Origin of the sequence: Methylovulum miyakonense HT12, assembly GCF_000384075.1 — a bacterium.
GTDB lineage: Bacteria > Pseudomonadota > Gammaproteobacteria > Methylococcales > Methylomonadaceae > Methylovulum > Methylovulum miyakonense.
Map to the genome: position 1 here is coordinate 66,289 of NZ_KB913025.1, position 22,949 is coordinate 89,237.

The 22,949-nt window shown below is 50.1% G+C and carries 24 protein-coding genes and 1 pseudogene; 11 read left to right on the top strand and 14 right to left on the bottom strand.

The genetic code is table 11. The annotated features are described in order from the left end of the window. Positions 1-2: 2 nt before the first annotated feature. The 4 genes from METMI_RS0100290 to METMI_RS0100305 form a co-directional block, all read right to left on the bottom strand. Positions 3-329, bottom strand: coding sequence for an STAS domain-containing protein (locus METMI_RS0100290; protein ID WP_019864151.1), 327 nt, complete (start codon positions 327-329; stop codon positions 3-5). 33 nt (positions 330-362) lie between these two features. Beyond that, positions 363-2,084 carry a uracil-xanthine permease family protein gene (locus METMI_RS0100295; RefSeq protein WP_019864152.1) on the bottom strand — a complete coding sequence of 574 codons (1,722 nt, stop codon included), beginning with the start codon at positions 2,082-2,084 and terminating at the stop codon, positions 363-365. Positions 2,085-2,102: 18 nt separating this feature from the next. Beyond that, positions 2,103-2,804, bottom strand: coding sequence for a carbonic anhydrase (locus METMI_RS0100300; RefSeq protein ID WP_019864154.1), 702 nt, complete (start codon positions 2,802-2,804; stop codon positions 2,103-2,105). Positions 2,805-2,868: 64 nt separating this feature from the next. Beyond that, on the bottom strand, positions 2,869-3,048 hold the full coding sequence (locus METMI_RS0100305) for a hypothetical protein (RefSeq protein ID WP_019864155.1): 180 nt from the start codon (positions 3,046-3,048) through the stop codon (positions 2,869-2,871). 31 nt (positions 3,049-3,079) lie between these two features. Here METMI_RS0100305 and METMI_RS0100310 point away from each other — a divergent pair, with 31 nt between their 5' ends. The 3 genes from METMI_RS0100310 (at position 3,080) to METMI_RS0100320 (ending at position 4,371) form a co-directional block, all read left to right on the top strand. Then, positions 3,080-3,364 carry a hypothetical protein gene (locus METMI_RS0100310; protein ID WP_019864156.1) on the top strand — a complete coding sequence of 95 codons (285 nt, stop codon included), beginning with the start codon at positions 3,080-3,082 and terminating at the stop codon, positions 3,362-3,364. Between the two features lie 39 nt (positions 3,365-3,403). Then, entirely contained in the window at positions 3,404-4,066 is a 663-nt protein-coding gene (locus tag METMI_RS0100315; RefSeq protein WP_019864157.1) for a TlpA disulfide reductase family protein, read from the top strand. A gap of 89 nt (positions 4,067-4,155) precedes the next feature. Then, positions 4,156-4,371 carry a DUF2905 domain-containing protein gene (locus METMI_RS0100320; protein ID WP_019864158.1) on the top strand — a complete coding sequence of 72 codons (216 nt, stop codon included), beginning with the start codon at positions 4,156-4,158 and terminating at the stop codon, positions 4,369-4,371. A gap of 55 nt (positions 4,372-4,426) precedes the next feature. Here the strand turns inward: METMI_RS0100320 and METMI_RS0100325 are convergent, their stop codons facing one another. Then, entirely contained in the window at positions 4,427-5,182 is a 756-nt protein-coding gene (locus METMI_RS0100325; protein ID WP_019864159.1) for an IS5 family transposase, read from the bottom strand. Positions 5,183-5,564: 382 nt separating this feature from the next. Between METMI_RS0100325 and METMI_RS22840 the strand changes: the two genes are divergently transcribed. The 7 genes from METMI_RS22840 (at position 5,565) to METMI_RS0100365 (ending at position 15,188) form a co-directional block, all read left to right on the top strand. Then, positions 5,565-6,509, top strand: a complete 945-nt coding sequence (locus METMI_RS22840; RefSeq protein WP_083930123.1) for an IS1595 family transposase — start codon at positions 5,565-5,567, stop codon at positions 6,507-6,509. Between the two features lie 127 nt (positions 6,510-6,636). After that, complete coding sequence (locus tag METMI_RS0100335; protein WP_019864161.1) at positions 6,637-9,405, top strand: bifunctional YncE family protein/alkaline phosphatase family protein; 2,769 nt, start codon at positions 6,637-6,639, stop codon at positions 9,403-9,405. A gap of 86 nt (positions 9,406-9,491) precedes the next feature. Further along, a complete protein-coding gene (locus METMI_RS0100340) occupies positions 9,492-11,540 on the top strand; it encodes a TonB-dependent receptor plug domain-containing protein (protein ID WP_019864162.1) in 2,049 nt (682 codons plus the stop codon). 12 nt (positions 11,541-11,552) lie between these two features. Beyond that, positions 11,553-12,479, top strand: coding sequence for an energy transducer TonB (locus tag METMI_RS0100345; RefSeq protein WP_019864163.1), 927 nt, complete (start codon positions 11,553-11,555; stop codon positions 12,477-12,479). Between the two features lie 238 nt (positions 12,480-12,717). Further along, complete coding sequence (locus tag METMI_RS0100355; protein WP_019864165.1) at positions 12,718-13,221, top strand: HugZ family pyridoxamine 5'-phosphate oxidase; 504 nt, start codon at positions 12,718-12,720, stop codon at positions 13,219-13,221. 77 nt (positions 13,222-13,298) lie between these two features. After that, a complete protein-coding gene (gene trxC, locus METMI_RS0100360; RefSeq protein WP_019864166.1) occupies positions 13,299-13,730 on the top strand; it encodes a thioredoxin TrxC in 432 nt (143 codons plus the stop codon). A gap of 39 nt (positions 13,731-13,769) precedes the next feature. Further along, positions 13,770-15,188 carry a 3'-5' exonuclease family protein gene (locus tag METMI_RS0100365; RefSeq protein WP_019864167.1) on the top strand — a complete coding sequence of 473 codons (1,419 nt, stop codon included), beginning with the start codon at positions 13,770-13,772 and terminating at the stop codon, positions 15,186-15,188. Positions 15,189-15,206: 18 nt separating this feature from the next. Here the strand turns inward: METMI_RS0100365 and METMI_RS0100370 are convergent, their stop codons facing one another. The 9 genes and pseudogenes from METMI_RS0100370 to METMI_RS0100425 form a co-directional block, all read right to left on the bottom strand. After that, entirely contained in the window at positions 15,207-15,713 is a 507-nt protein-coding gene (locus tag METMI_RS0100370; RefSeq protein ID WP_019864168.1) for a TPM domain-containing protein, read from the bottom strand. Further along, positions 15,707-16,531: a TPM domain-containing protein gene (locus METMI_RS0100375; protein WP_019864169.1), complete on the bottom strand. Its 825-nt coding sequence runs from the start codon at positions 16,529-16,531 to the stop codon at positions 15,707-15,709. The genes METMI_RS0100370 and METMI_RS0100375 overlap by 7 nt, the downstream gene beginning before the upstream one ends. A gap of 13 nt (positions 16,532-16,544) precedes the next feature. Continuing rightward, positions 16,545-17,156: a LemA family protein gene (locus METMI_RS0100380; protein ID WP_019864170.1), complete on the bottom strand. Its 612-nt coding sequence runs from the start codon at positions 17,154-17,156 to the stop codon at positions 16,545-16,547. 532 nt (positions 17,157-17,688) lie between these two features. Next, on the bottom strand, positions 17,689-17,871 hold the full coding sequence (locus METMI_RS0100395; RefSeq protein WP_019864173.1) for a hypothetical protein: 183 nt from the start codon (positions 17,869-17,871) through the stop codon (positions 17,689-17,691). 254 nt (positions 17,872-18,125) lie between these two features. Continuing rightward, a complete protein-coding gene (locus tag METMI_RS26630; RefSeq protein WP_232215279.1) occupies positions 18,126-18,860 on the bottom strand; it encodes an IS630 family transposase in 735 nt (244 codons plus the stop codon). Next, a pseudogene (locus tag METMI_RS27630) lies at positions 18,776-19,153 on the bottom strand (helix-turn-helix domain-containing protein); the annotation flags it as partial. The pseudogene METMI_RS27630 and the gene METMI_RS26630, both read right to left, overlap by 85 nt. Positions 19,154-19,195: 42 nt before the next feature. Next, positions 19,196-20,320, bottom strand: coding sequence for a KAP family P-loop NTPase fold protein (locus METMI_RS22850; RefSeq protein WP_019864176.1), 1,125 nt, complete (start codon positions 20,318-20,320; stop codon positions 19,196-19,198). 94 nt (positions 20,321-20,414) lie between these two features. Next, complete coding sequence (locus tag METMI_RS0100420; protein WP_019864177.1) at positions 20,415-20,963, bottom strand: DUF6155 family protein; 549 nt, start codon at positions 20,961-20,963, stop codon at positions 20,415-20,417. Between the two features lie 7 nt (positions 20,964-20,970). Next, positions 20,971-22,194, bottom strand: coding sequence for a cysteine desulfurase (locus METMI_RS0100425; protein WP_019864178.1), 1,224 nt, complete (start codon positions 22,192-22,194; stop codon positions 20,971-20,973). 79 nt (positions 22,195-22,273) lie between these two features. Between METMI_RS0100425 and METMI_RS0100430 the strand changes: the two genes are divergently transcribed. Then, positions 22,274-22,909: a Uma2 family endonuclease gene (locus tag METMI_RS0100430; protein WP_019864179.1), complete on the top strand. Its 636-nt coding sequence runs from the start codon at positions 22,274-22,276 to the stop codon at positions 22,907-22,909. Positions 22,910-22,949: the final 40 nt, after the last annotated feature.

The window sequence follows — 22,949 nt, forward strand, 5'->3', positions numbered from 1 at the left end:
AGCTAGAGGGCTTCTTCTACAGTTGCGGTGATTGCAAATAGCTTGCTGAAGCCGCTGATGTCAAACACATCCCGTAAGGTGGCGTTAAGCGCGGACAATTTCACCGAGCCTTTGAGCGTGTCCAAGCGTTTCGCCACCAGCAGGAACACCCGCAAAGCGGCGCTGCTGATATAGTTGACGGCGGCAAAGTCGAACACCAAACGTATTTCACCGTTGCCTATCTGTTCCAGACAATATTGTTCCAGCTGTTTTGCGCTAGCGGCATCTATCCGTCCCGCCAAAACAATAACTAGGCACCCGCCCCGGCGCGCCGATGAAATCGTTAACATAATGACCTGTTCCCCTTGTGTATTTTTATAAAATCAATCGTTAAATATCAAACGTAATTCGCAACGTTCGCCATCGTGGCGGGCCCTGACCTGGTCAGCCAAACGATGAAGCAAGTATCCTGCCATTTGCAACACGGCGCCTTCGTCATTGAGCATTTCTTCATGGCTAGGCGGGTGGGTCATTAACGGTAAGACCTTGCCGCTGTAGCCTAAAATGACCGTGAAAGTATACTCGTTAAATATGGTTTGTAAGCGGATTTTGTCGCTATCGCCGTCTTGCCTGTCCAGCAGGCCATGTTCGGTCAGGATTTCAAAAGCCTGCCATGTGGCATGTTCGGCGCGGCGGACAATCTCGGGGCGCGCCCCCCAAATCCGGCCTTGTTGTTCCAGAAACACGATGACTTCGTCCAAGGAACTGTGCTGGGCATCAAAGGTGCGTTGTTCACGCGTGTGGTTCCTGATTTGGAACAGCGCCGAAAGCACGACCGCCACAAAAACCCCTAGGCTGACCCCTGAAAACAACAGGGTTTTCAGGGCTTCGGCGGAAGCCTGGTGAAACGGGCGTAACACCGGCTCGTAGCTGACCCCCAAAATCAAACCGATACCCAAAGCCAAGGTTTTCCGGTTGTCCAGCAACCTGGACGCGATCACTTGCAGCCCTGACAAGGCGGTGAACGAGGCCAAAAAAATCAACGCCGAGCCCATCACCGGCAAAGGCAATATTTGCCAAAACACTATCGCTTTGGGCATAAAGGCGATGCCCGCCATGAGCGCCGCCAGCCAATAAGCCAAATAGCGGCTGGTGCAGCCCGTGGAAGCCGCCAGGCTGACCGCACCGCCGCTGGAGGTCAAAGGAAGGCCATTCAGGAAGGAATTACAGACATTGGTAAGCCCTTCGGCGAGAATGCCTTGCTTGACCAATTGCAAATCAGGGCGTTTCCAATCGGCATCATTGAAGCGCTGGGCGGCGACCAAGGCACCAAAACCGTGCAAGGCGAGGAATAAGCCCGTGATAATTGCCGGCAGGATGGCATGGTGGTCTAGGCTCCAACCGATATTCATAGGCCTAGGCAAATAGAACAGGGGCGCATCATGGAAAACGGCCCAATCGCTGTCCGGGATGGCTCCCAGGGCGTAACTGCCAATAAACCCTGCCAACAAGCCCAAAAATGCCGAAAACAAACGTAGGAAGCCGGACGACCAGACATTAAAGACGATCATCGTGCCTAGGGTCAGCGCACATAATAGCCCTTGTTGCTGGAGTTCCAAGCCGGCATCGGCTTCCAGCACTAACTTGATCCCGTAATAACCCAAGCCCAGGCCGATCAGCAAGACGGCGAGCCCCGCCACTTGCACGGTCAGGACGCCCCTAAGCCGTTGGAACAGCCAGGCAAAAGCCATTTGTGCCAATCCCACCACACCGACCATGCCGAACACGGCGCTTAAGCCGCTGTGGGTTTTCACCAAAATCAGGCCCGCAAATGTCGAGGAAGTGGCCTGCAATGGGCAGAAATACCCGGAACCGATGCCAGATATCTTGGCGGTCTGCAACAACACGCCTAGCCCCGAAGCCAATAAGGTGGCCGAAACCAGCTGCAAAGATTGCGGCGGATCAAGCCCCAATTCCCGCGCAAACAACGGCGATATGACCAGATACACGCCCAAAAACGACATTTGTTGCAGGGCAAGGACTAGCAGTATCTGCAAGGGGGGCTTGTCGCCCGTCCCATAAAGGATGTTTTCGGGTTTACGCATGCTGGCGAGGGAAACGGCCTAGTCTAGGACGGGCAAAAAGGCCGAATTGTCGGCACTGGTCGCCCATAAATCACCATTTTCCAAATCGAACCACCAGCCATGCACTTGCAAGTTGCCCGCGTCAATGCGTTCTTTTATCCACGGATAAGTCAACAAATTATCCAGTGAGCCACGGATCGCGGCACGCTCAACCAGATGTTGGTGCTCGCATAAGCTCTCCATGTCCACTTCCCGCACCGAGCAGCCTTGGCCGCCTTCGGGTTCGTCCAGTTGGCCGATGACGTAACGGTAACAGCTGTCCATCGCTATCGACACCCAATCCGCCAAAAAATCACGCTGGTTTTTTTTGCCGGTGAGGCTGCTAAGCAAGCATTTGATGCCACCGCAATGGGCATGGCCCAAGACAATGATGTGCTCAACCTGCAAATCGCGGACCGCATATTCAATTGCCGAACGTGCGCCATCATGCTTCCCTTCCATGCAATAAGCCGGCACCAGGTTGGCGACGTTACGCAACACGAACAAGTCGCCTGGGGCGGCGTCCATTAACAACGCGGGGTCTACACGGGAATCGCTACAGGCGACCAGCAACACCTTAGGTTGTTGCCCGTGCTTGATCAGGTTTGCCATTTTAAGGGGATCCAGCTGATAGGCACGCTGCTGGAAGTTTTTGATGCCATCACACAGTTTGGCTAAAGTCGGGTGGATAAACGCTTCCATGTTGTAGGGTCAGTTTGAATGTTTCGTTAGTTACATAAAGGCCGTTTTAAGGATCGGAATCATTCTATGTCAAAGGCAAGGCTAAATAAAGGGCTTGTTGCAGGATCACTTTCGTTAATGTCCGGCGATCTTGCCTTAACTTTAGCAGGCTTCCGCCCGTATCCCAAATCCAAGCCCCAATAAGCAGGATCTGGCACAGCAAGCTGTTGCGCAGCAAGGCGTTACAGGCGTATCCTTTGGACATAACGTCCTAAACGCCTAGGGAGGATACTCACATGAGCCGACATTCAAATTTGCTGTCCGCTATTTTCCATGATCCTATCAGCGGCAATATCCATTGGCGCGATGTCGAATCCCTGCTCCATCACTTGGGGGCTAGCGTCGAAACCGGCCATGGCGCCCGTTTCCGGGTGGTCCTGAACAATGTCGAAGGCTTTTTGCACCACCCCCATCACGGGGGCGTGTTCAGCAAACCGGAGGTCAAGCATATACGTGACTATCTGGCACAGGCCGGGGTCACCCCGGCGCTTTATGAGGCGCAAAAAAGCCCGCATCCTTAGTGGGAGGGGCAAACACCCCATAATTATTGGAAAAAAACCATGCCCAAAGCCCAAATAGGCCAACCCGCACCGCCACTGCCCGATGTCGAATGGGTACAGGGGAAGCCAGTCAATTTTGATGAATTATCCGGCAATGTCGTGCTGCTCGAAGTTTTTCAGGTCAATTGCCCGGGCTGCTTCATTTATTCATTGCCGCAAGCGATAGGCTTGCACCAACGCCACCACCCCCAGGGACTGACAGTGCTTGGCATAGCGACGGCATTTGAAGATTTTGATAAAAATACGCTGGAGAATTTACGGCGTTTACTGCAAAAAGGCGAAGCCATCGGTGCGACGCGGCAACTCTTGGCAGAATACGGGCAACTTGTTGATGGCGGTCTGCCCTACCGCATCCCTTTTCCCGTGGCGATGGACCACCTGCAGCAACAGCAGGGTGAAGCAAGCGATAGCGAGATCACTGATTTTCTTGACCACCGTTTTGCCAGTTTCCAACAACAACCGGCCATCGTCCAGCAGCAAACCCGTGAACACGTAAGGCAATACTTGCATGCACTGGCGTTCCGTGCGGCAACTTTTGAATTGTTCGGTTTACAGGGTACGCCATCCCAGCTTTTAGTGGACAAACGCGGGATATTGAGAGCCAGCAAATTTGGCCATTACCCCGGACTGGAAGCCGATGTGCAGGCATTATTAAGGGAATAACCCGGCTTTTTGATGGGCAGATGCCTGTGGCCCAATAAACCGGCAAGAAGGGCTGCACAGCCTTGTTTCCATGAACCTTGAGGAAAAAAATGGGCATCAGCAACACATTAATCACATTAGGGGCGGCAATCCTGTTGCTGGGCCTGGCCTTAAGGTATGCTCCCTGGCTTGTTAACTGGTTCGGCAGGTTGCCCGGTGATATTAGGATACAAAACGAAAACAGCTTCGTCTTTATCCCCCTCACGTCAATGATTGTCGTAAGCCTGGTGTTGACCGCCATCATCAATCTATTTTTTAAAAAATAATCCGGCGGCCTGCGCCGAAACATTGATCCCTGATGACCTAGGTTCTGTTGACGTTTCATCGTAGCCATAAGAGCACGGAGGCAAATGACAACATCCCCCTGTAATTAATGGCTTTTTTCTCATATCTGGTGGCAATCCTGCGGTAGTGCTTGAGCTTGCCGAACATACATTCGATGACGTGCCGCTCCTTATAATGGCAATAATCGCAGTCAATTTCTTCTTTCCTGTTCGATTTGGGCGGGATGACGGCTTTTATCCCCCGTATTTCCAACCACTCCCGTAAGGCATTGGTGTCGTAGGCCTTGTCCGCCAAAACGGCGCGGGCACTGAGGTTTTCCAACAAGGGGATAGCCTGCCTGCACTCCGCCCCTTGGCTGCCCGTCAGGATGAATCTGACCGGTAGCCCCAAGGCATCACAGACCGCATGGATCTTGCAGCCAAAGCCACCTTTGGAACGCCCCAACGCCTCTTCCTTGGCGGAGCTGTTTGCCGCCCCTGCCGCACAGGCATGTGCCCTGATTACCGACCCATCCATGGAAACATCCTGTAAATCAGCGGCTTCGGAAAAATATCCGAGGAGTTTCTCCCAAGCCCCATTCGCGCACCAGCGCGAGAAACGTTTGAAGATGGTGTTCCATTTGCCGTACGTTGGCGGCAAAACCCGCCACTGCGCCCCCGAACGTAATATCCACAGGCAAGCCCCAACGAACCGCTTGCATTGCTCGGGACAGCCGACATGGATGCACGGCAATTGTTTTAAGAACGCCAATAAGCGGCCCCACTCGTCATCACTCAGCTCTATTCGGTTCATGCCATCCAAATCGGATAATCTTAACCTATTCGACAAACGTCAACAGAACCTAAGACCGGAAGCCATTATTTGCCGCTAATGGCCACCCTTCCCCCATACGGACAGGCGAAACCGCTTCCAAGCGTTTTTTCGCCTTCTCCTGGTATGGGGCCAACAACGGATGCGGAGATAAACCGCACCGTACTAACGGACAAGTTATGTCATCAAAACATCACAAACCCGTCAATTTCCCGAAATCTTGATTGCCTACAATGTTTTTGTTATGCGCAAAACACATAGCAAACCTTTGTCCTCTAACTACAATTATGGGTAACAAGATGAAAAAAAGTAATCCTGGGTATCCCCTTGACTGGAGTGACTACTATCGGTAGTGTTGTCATCCATGGACGACTACCCGAAGACGTTGGCTGAATTTGAGGAACGCTTCTCCACCGAAGAAGCGTGCTGGCATTATTTGTGTGAGTTGAGATGGCCTGATGGTTTTGTTTGTCCGCGTTGCGGTCATCGAAAAGCTTGGTTAATTGATCACGGGCTTCATTGGTGTAGATCGTGCGATTACAAAGCATCAGTGACGGCAGGAACAATTTTTGAACGGACAAAGAAGCCGTTGATGGTTTGGTTTCGGGTAATCTGGTGGGTCACAGGGCAGAAATATGGTGCGAGCGCCAAAGGACTGCAACGTATGCTTGGTATTGGTAGCTATGAAACTGCGTGGACATGGCTTCACAAATTGCGTCGCGCCATGGTTAGGCAAGGCCGTGATCGTTTATCTGGGAACGTTGAGATCGACGAAACCTTTGTGGGTGGTGTAAAACACGACGGAAAACGCGGACGTGGCGCCAGTGGTAAGGTATTGATTCTTATGGTTGCGCAACTTGACGGAAAAAAATTGGGGCGCATACGACTGAAACGAATAGAAGATGCTTCGGCAGAATCTTTAGAAAAAGCCATTCAGGATACGGTTGAACCAGGGAGCGTGATTCGAACGGATGGATGGGCTGGCTATAACCAAATTGGCAATCGTGGGTACATTCACAAAGTGGTTCGAACTGATGCTGAGGTTGGGGACAATCTGTTGCCTGCTTGTAATCTGGTTGCCAGCCTGATGAAACGATGGCTAGGTGGTACTTTGCAGGGGGCGGTTGCTCATGAGCATCTTGAGTATTATCTCGATGAATATACATTTCGATTCAATCGACGAACTTCACGGCACCGCGGAAAACTTTTTTATCGATTACTCCAACAAGCAGTGTTGACCGATGCCGTGACTTACGAAACTATCAAGAAAAATGTCCGTGGACGAAAACCAACTCACCACAACATATAGTGTTTACTCCAGTCAAGGGGATACCCAGGAAAGTAATTTTAAGTATCGGCTGATATGTGCAGGCATATTGCTCGCTACCACAGGTTTCGGCACCGCTTTTGCAAAATCAGAATTCATACCAACCGGTATGAAGATTACGCCAACCGCCGCCCGTGGCGCAGTTTTTCAAACCCTAAACCCTGATTTACCTAGTCGCCCTGAATATTTGGCCGACCACGCGGTGGATATGGCAAGCAGCCCAAATGGTAAGACCCTGCTGGTTTTGACTAGCGGTTTTAACCGGATGAATAACCTGGCAGGCCGGGTTGCAGAAGAATCAAATGAATACATTTTTGTGTACGACATCACCAGCGGCGCCCCTGTTAAAAAACAGGCCATACAAATACCTAACACTTTCAACGGCATCGCTTGGAACCCAAATGGCCAAGAGTTCTACGTCAGCGGGGGTGTGGATGACAACGTCCACGTTTATGGCAATTCAGGGACAGGTTGGGCAGAAAACGGTACGCCTATCGCGCTAGGCCATAACAACAAAGGTGAAGGGCTCTTCGTTTCCCCGATGGCTGCCGGGTTATCAGTCAGCGCCAGCGGAACCCATTTGTTAGTCGCCAATTATGAAAATGATTCCATCAGCCTCATCAATTTGGCTAACCGTGTGGTCGTTGACCAATTGGATTTACGTCCAGGTAAGGTTGATCCAACGTTAAGCGGCGTTCCTGGTGGCACTTACCCATTCGCAATCAAATTTAAAGGTGACAATAAAGCGTATGTCACTGTGCAACGGGACCGGGAAATTATTGCCGTTGACATCAATACTGAAAAGCTTGGCATTTTGAAACGCATCAAAACCGCCGGCCAACCCAACAAAATGGCTTTGAACAAAGCAATGTCAAAGTTATTTGTCGCCAGCGATAACAATGACGCTGTTCTAGTTCTGGACACCGCCACCGATGGCATCATCGAAACCATCCCGACTATCGCACCAAGGTATATATTCGCCAATAGAGTTGGCTTAAAAGGCGCCAACCCCAATAACCTTGCGCTATCCCCAGACGAAACAACCTTGTATGTCACGAATGGCGGCACCAACTCCGTGGCCGTGATCCAATTGAGCGATAAAAAGTCACGCCGCAGCCAAGTCGCCGGATTAATCCCTACAGGATGGTATCCAAGCGCGGTAGCCTCAAATGGCCGTAGCTTGTTTGTCATCAACGCCAAAAGCAACGCCGGCCCTAATCCGGACGGTTGCCGCGATACCTTGTCTATTGCGCCGGGTTCACAAGCCCCCTGCAATGCAGCCAACCAATACGTCTGGCAATTAGAAAAAGCGGGCTTGCTGACGTTGCCCCTGCCAAACCCAACTGATTTGGCTGGTTTGACGTTGAGGGTCGCCATAAACAGTAATTTTCCAGTAGTCAAACCCCAAAGGGAACTAAAAAAAGTGGCGGGGTTTCTCCACAAAAAAATCCAACATGTGATTTATATCGTTAAAGAAAACCGTACCTATGACCAAGTGTTTGGCGACCTTGCCATTGGCAACGGCGACCCTTCCCTGGCTATTTTGTCCCCCTACGCCCCCAACCATAAAAAATTGGCGATGGAAAACTTCTTGCTGGATAATTTTTATGACAGCGGGGAAACCTCAGGGGTGGGCTGGAACTGGACGACAGCTGCCAGAACCACCGACTTCACCGAAAAGACCCAACCTGTCAATTATGCAGGCCGCGGCTTAAGTTACGATTGGGAAGGGGCCAACCGTAATATCAATGTTGCCCAAGCGACCATCGAAGAGCGTATGGCATCTAACCCTTCTATGCCTAATGACCCTGATTTGCTGGCTGGCACGGCTGATGTCGCCGCCCCCGATCCAATCGAAGGCGAGGCGGGCACTGGCTATTTATGGGATGCCGCATTGCGTGCCGGCAAAACTATACGCAACTACGGTTTCTACGTAGGCAACTTGGGCAATTCAAGCACCATGACCGAAGCAACGCTTGCCCATCCTTTTGCGGCAGGCGTACCCCAGGCGGTCGCCACCAATAAATCGTTGGCGCCGTTCACAGACATTTATTTCCGTGGCTATGACCAATCCAATGCGGATTTCTACCTGTTCAAAGAATGGGAACGTGAATTTGACCAATATGCCGCTAACGGCCAATTGCCTAATTTGTCACTTGTCCGTTTTTCACATGACCATTTCGGCAACTTTTCTACGGCCAAATTTGGCGTGAATACGGTTGAGTCCCAAATGGCCGATAACGATTATGCCATTGGCTTAGTCATTGAAAAAATCGCCAACAGCCCGTTCAAGAACAACACCTTAGTGGTTATCGTTGAAGATGATGCCCAAGGGGGTGGTGACCATGTCGACCCCCATCGCAGCGTGGCTTTTATCGCGGGGCCTTATGTGAAAAAAGGCGCTTTGGTTTCGACCAAATATACGACTGTCAACTTGATCCATACCATGACAGAAATTATGGGCTTGAAACCATTAGGCATCAACGACGGTTTGGCCGAGTTCATGGATGTCTTTGACGTGAATAAAAAGGATTGGGCCTATAAAGCTGAAGTCCCTGAGATCCTTTACACCACCAGTTTGCCCCTACCTGCCAAACAAGTGGCTGCAGTTGGTTTTGGTAAAACCGCCTGTGAAAGCCAACCTTTGCGTACTGCAAGTTATTGGAATGAGAAAATGGCCGGCCAAAACTTCGCAACGGAAGATAAGCTCGATGAAGAGCGCTTCAACCGTGCGTTATGGGCTGGTTTGAAAGGCGATTCCGTACCTTACCCAAGCGTCCGTGGTGGTGAAGACCTGAGGGGCAACCGTCAGGCGCTGTTAGAAAAGCATCAAGCCGCCTCTCAAGGCATTTGCAAAAGCTCGGTGGCTAGCCGTTAAACGATATTGAAAGATCGGTAAACGGAGGCGCTAGCAACCTTTGCTAGCGCCTTTTTTGGATAAAACTATCACTCATCAGAATTTTTATGCCCCCCAAAAAACCAGCCATCAGCATGGCCGCCAGTGTTTTGTCGGCCCTGTCACCGTTACTGCAAGCGGAAGGAAAAACTCCAGAAGTGGTCGTCACATCGACCCGGGTTGAACGCGATGTCTTCAACACGCCTCAAGCCATAACCATCATCAATGACAAGCAAATAGAAGAAGCCAATGTCACCTCGACGCCAGACTTGTTCCGCAATGCCGAGGGTGTCTTTATCCAAAAAACCAATCTTGGCGGTGGCGCCCCTTTTATGCGGGGCTTGAGTGGTAAACAGGTATTGATATTAGTTGATGGGATACGCCTGAACAATTCATTTTACCGCTTTGGCCCGCACCAATATTTAAACACCATTGACCCGAACCTCATCGAACGCATCGAAGTCGTCCGGGGCCCCAGTTCGGTTATGTACGGCAGCGACGCGATGGGCGGCGTCATTAACATCATCACTAAAAAAAGGACTGATTTTCTCGACCCCTTTGCTGCCAATGGTTTGGTCAGCGCAACTTACGATAGTGCGACGGCAGGAACATCCTATGCCGGTGAAGTGGGGGGCTATGCCACACGCTTGCAAGGCGAAGGCAATTGGAACGATTTTGGTTGGGTTGCCAGCGGCTCGGCGAAAAGCTATGACGACCTGCAAGGAGGCAATGACATGGGGGATCAAGTCCCTAGTGGCTATCGCGAATACGATGCCGATGTAAAATTTAACAAGCAATTTAAACCTGGCCGGGAGTTGCTGCTTAACCTGCAATTTACCCGGCAATTGGATGTCCCTAAAACCAGTGAAGTGACACTGGACGGTAAAGTCAAATTTAATTACGAACCCCAAGAACGCACATTCAGCACTATCGAATTCCGCGACAGCACTTTAGATTGGTTTGACGACTTCAAATTTAACGTCTCTTACAACCTCCAAAAAGAAGGCGAGGACATTATCGCCAAACTACCGATACAAACCAATGAACTGACTGATGTCGGCACGATTGGCACATCAATCCAGTTTACCAATGCCTTGCTGGGCAACACCCATCGGGTCACTTACGGTGTCGAGTCCTATCATGATGATTACAACACCGAAAAAACCAGCACGGATCTGGCGACAATGGTGGTCAAAAGCATCAAACCCGGTGTGCCTAACGGAGCAACGTACGACAACCTCGGCGTTTATGCCCAAGACGAAATCAAACTGACCGAGCGTGCCAATATCATAGCAGGCGGCCGTTACAGCCAATTTTCCGCCGAAGGGGAACTGGACCACCCGACAGAAGGCAAGAAAACACTGGCATTGGCAACCAACCAACTGACCGGAAGCCTGCAAGGGCTTTATGGCATCACCAAGGAAATCAATTTCTTGGCGGGTATTTCCCAAGGGTACCGCGCGCCCAATATGGAAGATTTTTTCGGTAGGGTCGATTTCAGCACAGAAATCCCCAATACCAGCTTGAAACCTGAAGAATCGCTTAACTATGAAGTCGGCATGAAGTTTTTAAATGCTTCCACATTTGCCGATTTGCACTATTTTTATGCCGATTATGAAAACCTCATTGATCGGGTGGACACATTTGACTCCCTTGGCAAAGCCGTAAAACAACGCCGGAACGTCAACAATGCGACCATTGAAGGGGTTGAAGGCGGCGTCAACCACCAGTTTGACCAACACTGGCGCGTGGGTGCGTCCATGACATGGACGGAAGGACGGGATGATAAAAATATTCCTTTGCGGCGGATTCCCCCGCTCAACGGCACATTGCAGATGCGTTATACCCATAACCCAAAAGCATGGGTGGAATTGGACACTTTGTTCGCAAAAGAACAGGATGAGCTTTCCAACGGCGATAAAACTGATTTGCGGATCCCCCAAGGCGGCACCCCTGGGTATGTGGTTTTTAGCCTAAAATCCGGTTTCAAACGGACTAAAAACGAAACCTTGTCGCTGACTTTTGAGAATATATTTGACCAACAATACAAGTCCCATGGTTCCGGGCTGTATGCCGCAGGACGCAGTGTCGTTGCCAGTTATTCAATCAAATTTTAACCAGGAAAGCTGATGGCCCCGGTAGCATACTGGCAAAAGCCCTTTGGCCAAACCACCTATCCCTCTAGCCAACCAACGGTTTACGAAACCAGACAGCCTTTTTTATCCCCTGCTTTTGTCGTCTCCATTGTGTTGCACGGCGCGGCATTGGCCATCTGGAATACCCCGCCCTTCGCGGGCCAGCCTCCCTCCTTAAACGGCGCAACGGCTATAAACTCAATAACTGTTGCGCTAACCCCGCCGTCATCCCGAATGCCCCCCCAATTGGCGATTGCGCAACAGCAAAGCCAACACCGGTTGCCTATTTCAGAAAAACGGCCAACCCCCAAAAATACGGCCCCCAAACGGCCACAATCAACCGTATTGGTACGGAAAGGTACGGACACACCGAAAGCAGGACGGCAAAAAACGCTTAAAAGCATTGCCAAACCACCCGCTACGGCACCGGAAACATCATTAAAGCGCTGGCTGGGCCAAGGCATAGACATGCAAAAAAATGCGGCGGCCAGCGATTTGTCCTATTTGCCAAATACCGGAGCCACCGCCCCAAGCCAACGCTTTCAACAACCCTTAACAAAAACTAAAACCAATGGTCGTGCCGCTACAGAAAATAACCAGCCCCCTTCAACGCCCCGGCCTATCCATCCAAACATAACGGATAATCTTCCGGCCAGCCCTTCTTTATTACCCCCTTTATTGAAATCAAGGCAACCCGATTATCCGGAAGAAGCACGCTGGGAGGAACGTACAGGAAAAGTCACCTTGAAATTTAAAATTACCGATAAAGGCCATGTCATTGACCCTGGCATAACCACTAGTTCAGGACATAGGGATCTTGATTTGGCGGCGCTCCAGGCCATTCAAAATTGGCGGTTCGAACCCAAAGAAGGGCTTGGAAGCCAATGGTTCTCCTATTCGTTCCGCTTCGAATTGCATTAAGCCAACAACAGCTTGAAAATTTGCACGGCAAAGCCCACTTTGACCCTGCAACCCAACCCTGGATAGGCCATTTTTTGGTTACCGGTCAAATTTGGCTGGGGATTAACATACGAATGCCTTTTCAAAGCGATTAGGCCATGCGCCGATAATGGGGTATCGTGCCACAACGCATTTGCTGTGACTACCTCGCAATGAATTTTTCCAAAGCTGGTAGCCGCTTGACACACGAGGAACGCCCATGCCCAACACAACTGAAAACCTTGCCGCCATAGCCGCTGATTTGCAGGGGCTTATGGCAAACCAGCAAACGCTCTTGCTATCAACCGCCTCCCCAATCGGCGTCCCTGACGCCAGCTACGCGCCCTTTGTACGCGGCCCATCAGGGGATTTTTATATTTTTGTCAGTGAACTGGCCGGTCATACCCGCAACATGCTCAACAACCCATACGCTTCGGTCCTGTTTATCAGGGCAGAGGCCGAGTCCCGTAACCTTTTTGCGCGGGAACGTGCGGTGTTCAACTGCCGTGTCCAGGAAATAACGCGCGATGGCCCTATGTACACGACCCAGTTACAAGCATTGCAGGATCAGTTTGGTGAAGTGGTCAGTGTATTGCGTTCATTGCCTGATTTTCACCTGTTTGCTTTGGTGCCAGAAAATGGCCGCTATGTGGCCGGTTTCGGCCGGGCTTACACCATCAATGTCAATGACAACACCTTAACTGCGGTGCCGCCAAAAACCTGAGCGGGACTGTGTTGATTTTTAACTGCGGTAGCCTTATATCAATCAGAACACAACCAACTTAGGGCAAGGATCATAAAATGGACGCACTGCATATTGTTTGTCCCGTCTGCCATACCGTCAACCGTATCCCTTCAGGGCGCCTGGCGCAACAGCCCCGTTGCGGCAAATGTAAACACGCTTTATTTACGGGACATCCGCTGGAATTAACGTCCGGCCATTTTCAGCAGCATATCACCCGCAATGATATTCCTGTCGTGGTCGATTTCTGGGCGGACTGGTGCGGGCCATGCAAAATGATGGCCCCCGCTTATGCGCAGGCGGCGGCAAATCTTGAGCCTAAAGTCCGGTTCGCCAAATTGAATACCGAACAAGAACAGGACATTGCCGCCCAATACCATATCCGCAGCATCCCTACCCTGATCATGTTTAAAGCCGGGCGTGAAAGTGCCCGCCAGTCAGGGGCGATGCAGGCGGGCGAGATTGTGCGCTGGGTGAACGGCCACCTTTAAAAATGCCGCGCCATAGTGACAATAAATGACCAGAGGCTTATGCCAAACCCACAATATCCACGGCTCGCGTTTGTTGATTTGGAGACCACTGGCGGCAACGCCTCAGTGGATTCGATCACGGAAATTGGCATTGTGCTGGTTGATGAAGATGGCGTACGCGAATGGAGCCAACTGATCCAACCCGAAACCCGTATTCCCGCCTTCATTGAAAAGCTGACGGGAATCAGCAATGCCATGGTCACCGACGCACCGCGCTTTGAAGAAATCGCGGAAAAATTGGACAAGCTGCTAAGCGGGTATCTGTTCATTGCCCAGAACGCCCGTTTTGATTACGGCTTTTTGAAAAATGCCTTCAAACGTTCCGGACGCGTGTTCAAACCCGCCGTGTTGTGCACCGTCAAACTGTCCAGGGCTTTGTTCCCGGAGCATAAGCATCACAACCTTGATAGCCTGATTGCACGCCATGGCTTAAGCATCACCGGCCGGCATAGGGCCTTGCCTGATGCCCAAGCGATCCACCAGTTTTGGCGGCACATCCACGCGACCCAAGATGCGGCGCTACTCGCCACTATCATCCAAAAACTCGTTGCGCGTTCGAGCCTGCCGCCTAACCTTGACCATCTGCGGATTGACGGGCTACCCGATTCGCCTGGCGTGTACTTGTTTTATGGCGAGAACGACCTGCCCCTGTATATCGGCAAAAGCACGAATATCAGGCAACGGGTGCTGTCACACTTTTCAGCCGACCACCGCAATCACAGGGAAATGGGCCTATCGCAGCAGCTACGGCGCATCGACTGGGTAACCACCGCCGGTGAATGGGGGGCGTTACTGATGGAAGCCAAGCTGATCAAACAGTTGCAACCGATCCACAACCGCCGTTTGCGGCACAAAAACAGCTTGTGCGCATGGCAACTGCAACAACAAGACGGACATTTGCGGCCGGTATTGGCCTGGGTCGAGGAGGTTGATTTCGGTGCCCAAACCGGCCTGCATGGCCTTTACCACAGCCAACGCGATGCCCAAAAAGCCTTGCGTAGCATCGCCGACCAAAACCAGTTGTGCTTGAGTGTGCTGGGGATTGAAAAAACGGCGAAAGGACGCCCGTGTTTTGCCTACCAGTTGAAAAAATGCAAGGGCGCTTGCATCGGTCAGGAACCAGCCCCCAACCACGCCGCCCGCCTGCTGATGGCAATGGACAAGCTTAAACTCAAAACGTGGCCTTATGCAGGTGCCGTGGGTATACAGGAAGGTGACGAAATCCACGTCATTGACCATTGGTGCTATTTGGGTACGGCAAAAAATGCAGGGGATCTGTACGATTTGCTTGGTTCCGGCCGCCCCGCATTTGACCGGGATACTTATATGATCCTCAGCAAAGCTTTGAAGGCATCCAAGCACTTGCTCTACCTGGATGCCCGCCCTGAAAGTAATGGCGGGGCTGATTTTTGTGGCTAAGCGCCCAAACAAGCCGTTTCAGCCCCGGATGATGACCGGTTGGTTCGGCAATTCATCAGGGTTGTTGGTGTTGGCAGGAAAATGCCTCGCCAAGATTGCCGTTATGCCTTCAACGCCCTCAAGGGATCCGCGCAAAAAATCCCCCTGGCGAAAACAAGCCTCCATGGCTTGCGCCACTGCGTCCCATTCGGCCTGCGCCACTAATTTGTTGATGCCACGGTCTGCGAGGATATGGACTTCCCTATCGGCAAGCTGCAAATAAATCAGCACCCCGGTGTTCTCTTCGGTATCCCAAACATGCAAACGGGCAAACAGTTCGGTGGCGCGTTGCCGTGCGCTCAAGCCTTGGCAAACACGGATTGGAGGCAGCGTGGTTTCGATGGCGAAACGCAGCTCCCCGCTATGTTGGGTTTCTGATGCCTTTACCGCCTGCCCAATGGCATCAAGGCTGGCTTTGGGAAATGTCCATCGCCACCGCCAAGGTGGCATAAAAGTATGCACTAAGCAGCGTTTAATATTTACCATGAGCCTGATGCCCCTCCTCCGCCAAAACCACCGCCACCACCGCCCCACGAGCCTCCGCTCCCGCCGCCTCCGCCACCAAAACCACCGCCCCTATAACCCGGACGGCTAAAACCGACAAAGAAAAAAACCATGATGGCGATAAATAGGCCGATTGAAAAAGACAGGCCCAATAGCAAAACGGCCGCAAAACCGCTGCCTACACCAGCCACCAATCCGCCCATGACCCGCCCCAACGCGGCTGACAGGATAAACCCCAACGCCGCACCGACAAACAGGAAAACCATAAAGGCGTTTTCATTGTTGATAGGGCTGGCGGCTTCCGGGGCGGGCAATGTTTCACCGTCAATCAATTGGATTAACTGGCCAATCCCCGCATTAATGCCGCCAGCGTAGTCATTTTTTTTGAAATAGGGCGTAATCGTTTCGGCGATGACACGTTTGGCGACCGCATCGGGGATCACACCCTCCAGGCCGTAACCTATTTCCAAGCGCATTTTCCGGTCATCTTTGGCGATGATAAAAATGACACCGTCATCAATCGACTGCCGGCCTATTTTCCAAGCATCGGCAACACGGATACTAAATTGTTCGATCGCTTCCGGTTGGGTCGTGGCGACCATCAACACGGCGATCTGGCTGCCTTTCCTAGCCTCGAAAGCCGCTAGCGTTTGTTCCATCCCGTTGATTTGCTGGGCATTGAGTGTCCCGGTCAAATCCGTCACCCGACGGGACAGGTCAGGCACATCAACGTCTGCAATCCCTGCCGTAAAAAACAGCAGCAGAAAGGCGCATAATCCGTAGCGGAGCGTGTTTGCCATAATCAGCAAAGGATTATGGTTGGGCCACAGGCGCTGTCGGCGCCCCAAAATCCACTTTCGGTGGCTGGGCAATGGCTTGCTCATTTTCCACCGTAAAATTCGGCTTGGTTTTTAAGCCAAAAACCATGGCGGTAAGGTTGGACGGGAAGCTGCGGACTAACACATTGTAATCTTTGACGGCTTCAATATAGCGGTTCCGGGCAACGGTGATGCGGTTCTCAGTGCCTTCCAGCTGCGCCTGCAAATCGCGGAACACACCATCGGCTTTCAATTCGGGGTATTTTTCCGCAACCAACAATAAGCGGGAGATTGCGCTGGTCATCTGGCCTTGCGCGGCAACGAATTTTTTAAAGGCGGCTTCGTCATTGACCAGTTCGGGGGTGGCTTGGATAGCACCAACCTTCGCCCTAGCCTCGGTGACCCCCAGCAGCACTTCTTTTTCGTGTGCCGCGTAACCTTTGACCACATTGACCAAGTTCGGGACCAAATCAGCACGGCGTTGGTATTGGTTTAACACCTCCGCCCATTTTGAAGTGATGACTTCATCGCTGTATTGCAAATCGTTATAACCGCAACCCGTCAAATTGAATAAGAGAAATAAAAGGATGAACTGTTTGTTGAACATGATGTGCGCCCTCAATATATTTAAGTTGCTTTTATTAGAATCAAATGCCTGACGGCATTACGTAAGGCTTGTGCTAAAAGATAGCACGGCAGATAGGCCAAGCACGCCCCGCCCATATCACAGGTTTACCGGCCATTTCCAGTTGAAGGTAAGTTTTTTAAAATTAGGCCACTAAAAAAGGTTTTCAACACTAAAGAAATGACCCCCGCCAGCAGCACCCCTAACATCCATTTCAACACGGCCAAATCTGTTTTGACAGGAGCCAGGCTAAGCTCGAGGTCATCTTTGGTGATAAGCCGGACAACCGCTTCGGCCTACTCTTGGGAAATGCCTGCCAATTTGAGCTTGCTGACCAACTCTAGGGTGTCAAAGGTGATGATGGTCATAACAGTTTTTTACCTTATGGTTGTAAAGTTGCCAAGTTTTCGTCATCCAAATGCAAGCCGATAGCTTCACACAAATTTGCCGTTACGTCACCTAAAGTCCATCCTTGCGTGACCATCGGCAATTTCACACATTCGGCGACAATGCCCTACAACCATTCACCAAACCGTTGCCCTACCCCGGCTTGCGAAACAGTGCCTTCATCGTTCGCCCGCTGCAAACCTCGCTGGATTTTTTCCATCACATACAAATAGTATTGGATGTCTTCCAAATGGCTGTTTTCTGGTAGACGATCTAACAGGGTTTTCACTTCGGTTATGGCGGTTGACACTGACTTTCTCTATTTTAGTTAGCAGCTATAGCTCTAATGGTAAATCAACTTTATTGGCAATAAACGTGAAATAATCTGACAGCTGAATTTGAGTTCTACTTACTCTATCCATAATTATTCTAAAATTCGAACCTATGTCGATGAATTTGCTTGTCTGGGCTGTATGCCATTCAGACATAGTATTAATAAACTTATTGTTTTTTTCTAAAAGCGGCGCGATAAATGCCTTTGCTTCATGATGTGCCGATAAGTAATTACACAAAAGTAACCCGGTATTCATCGCCGAATTTTGAAAGGATGTCCAATACGGCCTGTTTCAATGTCCCGTAACTGGCATAGCACGATAGGGGCAGCCATTCATACTTGATCTTGCGCCAGACGATTTCGATCAGGTTAAGCTCAGGGCTATAGGGCGGCAGATAATGCAACACGACACCTTGCGCCATCCAGTCGTCGCGGCGTGCCAAAAAGGCACGGCTGGTGTGCATGGAAGCGTTGTCAATAATGACGACGCACGGTTTTTTATGGACGGCGTAGCCGTCGCCATAGTGTGCGGCAAACAGGTCGAAGGCCCCGGCCACCTGTTCTGTTTTGACGCGCCCTTCAACGGTGTGGAAAAAAGACCGGCTGTCCCGGGAAACAAACCCCAGGACATTGAGGCGCTGGCTATGGAAACAGGGGATTTCCAACGTCCGGCCTTTGGGTTGCCAGGCGTAAGGCACGGAGGACGCGGTGCTGAAGCCGGATTCGTCAAAATAGAACAGGCTGATTTTGTCTTCATCGTCCCATTTTTTCAGGGCGGTTTGGATGTCCTTGGCCTTGGCAAAGCCCTCGGCACAACGCCTGCTTTTTACGGAGCGCCTGCACCGCCGCCATGAATAACCGGTTTTTTTAAAATGCGCCTTAACGTCCCGGTCGCCGACTTTTTCCGGGTCCGGGCCTCCAGAAGGGCTTGGGCCTGCTTGATTTGGCGCGGTTCTTCGTCCAATTGGGCCCGGAACAGTGCGATTTCTTCGGGCGTGTAAATCGGTGGACGCCCGGAGCGCGGTAAATCCCCAAGCCCGCCGACACCTTGCGCGTTGAAGCGGTTGATCCACTGGCTGATAGGGTCACGGTCAACCTGGAAAATGGCTTGTAGCTGGTTTATCGTATGCCCGCTGCCGCTCAGCAACAAGGCGTGGGCGCGTCTTCGCACCTTAAAGTTTGGGTGGGTCTTGTAAAGCGCATCCAACTCTTGCTTGTCTGTGTCGCTGAGTGGCCGGACAAATTTTAAACGTGGCATGGGGGCGGTGGCTCAAAAAGCTTATATTTTATACCATAAAACTTATGTCAAATTACTTATATCACCTTTAAGCAATCGTAGAAACAAATCTTGTTTAGCAATTTTCAAAGTGATTATATAAGGTAAAACATATTTATTTTCATCACTATCTATGGGGTGGGTAAACGCATACAAAGCAATACATCGTTCTATGTCCCTCAAAGACAAATTGAAATGCGCTGCCAAAGTACAAAAATTATATATAAAGTCTCGTTTCTCCTCACTACTTTCAAATCGGTAGCGATTAAGCACTTCGGTAACAAAATTCGTAATATATTTTTCTGTTAAATCAGAACGCAAGTGTGTTTTTGGTAACTTAAAAAAGAAATTTACAAATTTTCCCAAATATTCTGATGCTTCTGTACCCTGCCCATACACGCCTTTTATTGCTTCTTCTAGTTGTTTTCTATTAATCAACAACACAAAAACAACGTTTGGCACATCAAAAAAGTGTTTGATTCGTTCAATCAATTTAACTGCGAAAGAAGGCCGACATCTATCTAATTCGTCGATAATAATAACTATCGGTTTTGGCTGGGCTTCTGCCATTTGTTTCAGCGCATCTTTAAAATGCTTCAATGATTCTTTTTCTTCAGCGTAATTTTTTAGCTTATCTTCAATCCATTTTTCCGCCATATCGGCAGCCGAATCATTAGCTGATTCAACAGCATCTTTAAAATCTCCCGAAATATCAGCAGACCCTAAAGCAATACGTCCAATAGCATTAAGCAATACTTTCGTTCCTACGGGCAAAATCGCTTTCATTACACCCGCTGTCTTTTCACGAAAATCATGAGCATCTTCTTGGGCATTATCCAAAGCTTGGGCGATTTCTGCGGCAATTAATACAAAAGGATCATCGACATAGTCTTGCTCAAAAGCATCAATAAATATCACTCGATGATCTGCTTCTTGAAGCTGCTTTGCCCAATTTTTGCCAAACCACGTTTTACCATCACCCCATTTGGCATCAATAGCCAAAACAGCACCTGCTTTTAGGCGATCCAGATAACTGGTCAAACGGATGGCAAGATTTTTTCTACCAAGTAGGTCGCCTTTAAAAGCCTCTTCAACTTCTATGGAATTGGAAACAGCTAAAGGGTATTGCGGGTTTGTCTGCTGATTCATTATTTACATTAAGCTGTTAATTCATATCAGTTATCTAAAAATACATTTCACCAACAACCCTCAAGCAATTATCCTTGGATACGCGACTAAACCGTCAAAATTCAGGCTGATGCCCAACAAGCTGCTCATACAAATAACATAAACTGTCATGAAATCCCCAGCCCATGTCCCGCGTATCTTTAAGCACTGCCAACAATCTATCCTCAAAATCCGCAAAGATTTGTGCCTTAAGCAGATGTTTCAAGGTGCTTTGGTACATGCTTTCCATACTATTGTAAAACGGCTCATCAATGTCACCATATTCGTTGGTGAAAATAACTCCGGACTCAACATAGGTAAGCATGAGGTCGGCAAGCCCCAAAGCAGAAGAGGAGACTTTTTTGTAATCGGTGATGGCTTTGCGGGCAATCGACAAGCGACCTTCTGGATATTTTTTCTTAAATCCCGGCACAAATTCAGCTTGCACGATAGCCTTATATTTTTGGAGGATTTCCACATCATCATAGCCGGAAGAAGCGGCTTGATAATATTCCTTCACCTGAGGAAATCGCTTGCAGAGGCCAGCAATTTCTTCTACCAATTCGACTTGGGTTTTAACTTTTAATTGTTGTTTTAACTGAGTTAACGAAAATTTCTCTGCCATTAGACTATCACCCAAACGCCTCAATCAAGCCCTTAATCCCACCCATCAACACATCAACCTCTTCCATCGTATTATACATCGCAAACGAAGCCCTAGCCGTGGCCGGTACACCGTAAAAATCCATCACTGGCATCGCGCAGTGATGCCCTGCCCTAATCGCTATGCCTAAGCTGTCCAGCATCGTTCCAATATCATGCGGGTGGATATGATCCAGCGTGAACGACAAAATCCCGCCTTTTTCCGCCGCCGTACCGATAATTGTTAAGCCTTTGATCTGTTCGGCCTGCTCGGTGGCGTAGGCCAACAGTTCGGCTTCGTAGTCGGCGATGGCATCCATGCCAAAGTTGTTTAGGTAGTCAATCGCCGCGCCCAAACCGACCACATCGGCAATGTTCGGCGTGCCTGCTTCAAATTTATGCGGCAAGCCTGCGTAGGTGCTTTTTTCAAAGGTGACGGTACGGATCATGTCGCCGCCACCTTGGTACGGGGGCATGGCTTCGAGCAGGGCTTGTTTGCCGTATAACACGCCGATGCCCGATGGCCCGTAAAGTTTGTGGCCTGAGAACACATAAAAATCGCAATCCAAGGCTTGCACATCCACCGCCATATGCGGGATGGCTTGGGCGCCGTCGAGCATGACGGGGATGCCTTTTGAATGAGCCAGGTCTATCATTTTTTTGACTGGGTTGATCGTACCCAGTGCGTTGGACATGTGGACGACGGCAACCAAGCGGGTTTTGTCGTTTAACAAGGCTTCAAATTCGGGGTAAAGCAATTCGCCTTGCACATTCATCGGCGCAACTTTCAGCACCGCGCCAGTTTGTTCGCAGAGCATTTGCCACGGCACGATGTTGGAATGGTGTTCCATCGCGGTGATGATGATTTCATCGCCCGCTTGGATGTTGGCTTTGCCGTAAGTTTGCGCGACCAAATTGACAGCTTCGGTCGCCCCGCGCACGAAAATGATTTCTTTGCTGCTGGCGGCGTTGATGAAGGTTTTAACCTTCTCACGCGCCGCTTCAAATTTGTCGGTGGCGCGGACGCTCAGCGTATGCACACCCCGATGGATGTTGGCGTAATCGTGGCGGTAAAAATTGCTGATAGCATCAATGACCGCGTTGGGTTTTTGGCAACTGGCGGCGTTGTCGAGATAAACCAGCGGCTTATTACGGATTTTTTCGGCAAGAATGGGAAAGTCGGCGCGGATTTGTTGTACTGGGAAGTTTGTCATGGGTCACTGTGGGTTTATGTTGCTTGTCTAAAGCCAAGCTATTATATTTACGTTAACTATTTCTAATTCTGGCGTGTTTATGGTCACTGTCAATCCTACTAAACCACTGGCGAATAGCGAACAATGGCGCAATCAAACTGTGCCTGCCTCTTCGCCGGACTTTAACCGTCCGCTTAAGCACCTGACCCATCTGGATGAATGGCACAGAATGGGCGAGGCCAATATTTTTCCGCCTGGTAGCCGCGTGGAACTGATTAACGGAGAAATTTTAGATATGGCACCGATAGGTTTTAATCATTCAGGACACATTAACCGCCTAGTCAAGCTATTAACCAAACTCATTCCTGATGATGTCGTCCCTAGCGTCCAAAACCCTCTACAACTCGGTGATTTATCAGAACCCGAACCGGATTTCATGTTGCTAAAACCGCATGAAGATTTTTATACCTCACGTCACCCTATCGCCGACGATGTCCTTTTACTGATCGAAGTCGCCGATTCGTCCTTGCGTTTCGACCAAAACGAAAAACTGCGTTTGTATGCGCTACACAGTGTCCCTGAATATTGGCTATTGAATCTTAATGATCTGTGCCTAGAAGTTTACCGCAAACCCAGCGGCGAAGCGTATGCGGAAAAAACCACCTTGCGATCTGGTGATTCGGTCACATTATCGCAATTGCCAGACCTCAGCATTCAAGTTGCCGAAATTTTATAACCTATCATAAACAATTGTTTTACATTGCCTTTAATTGGAT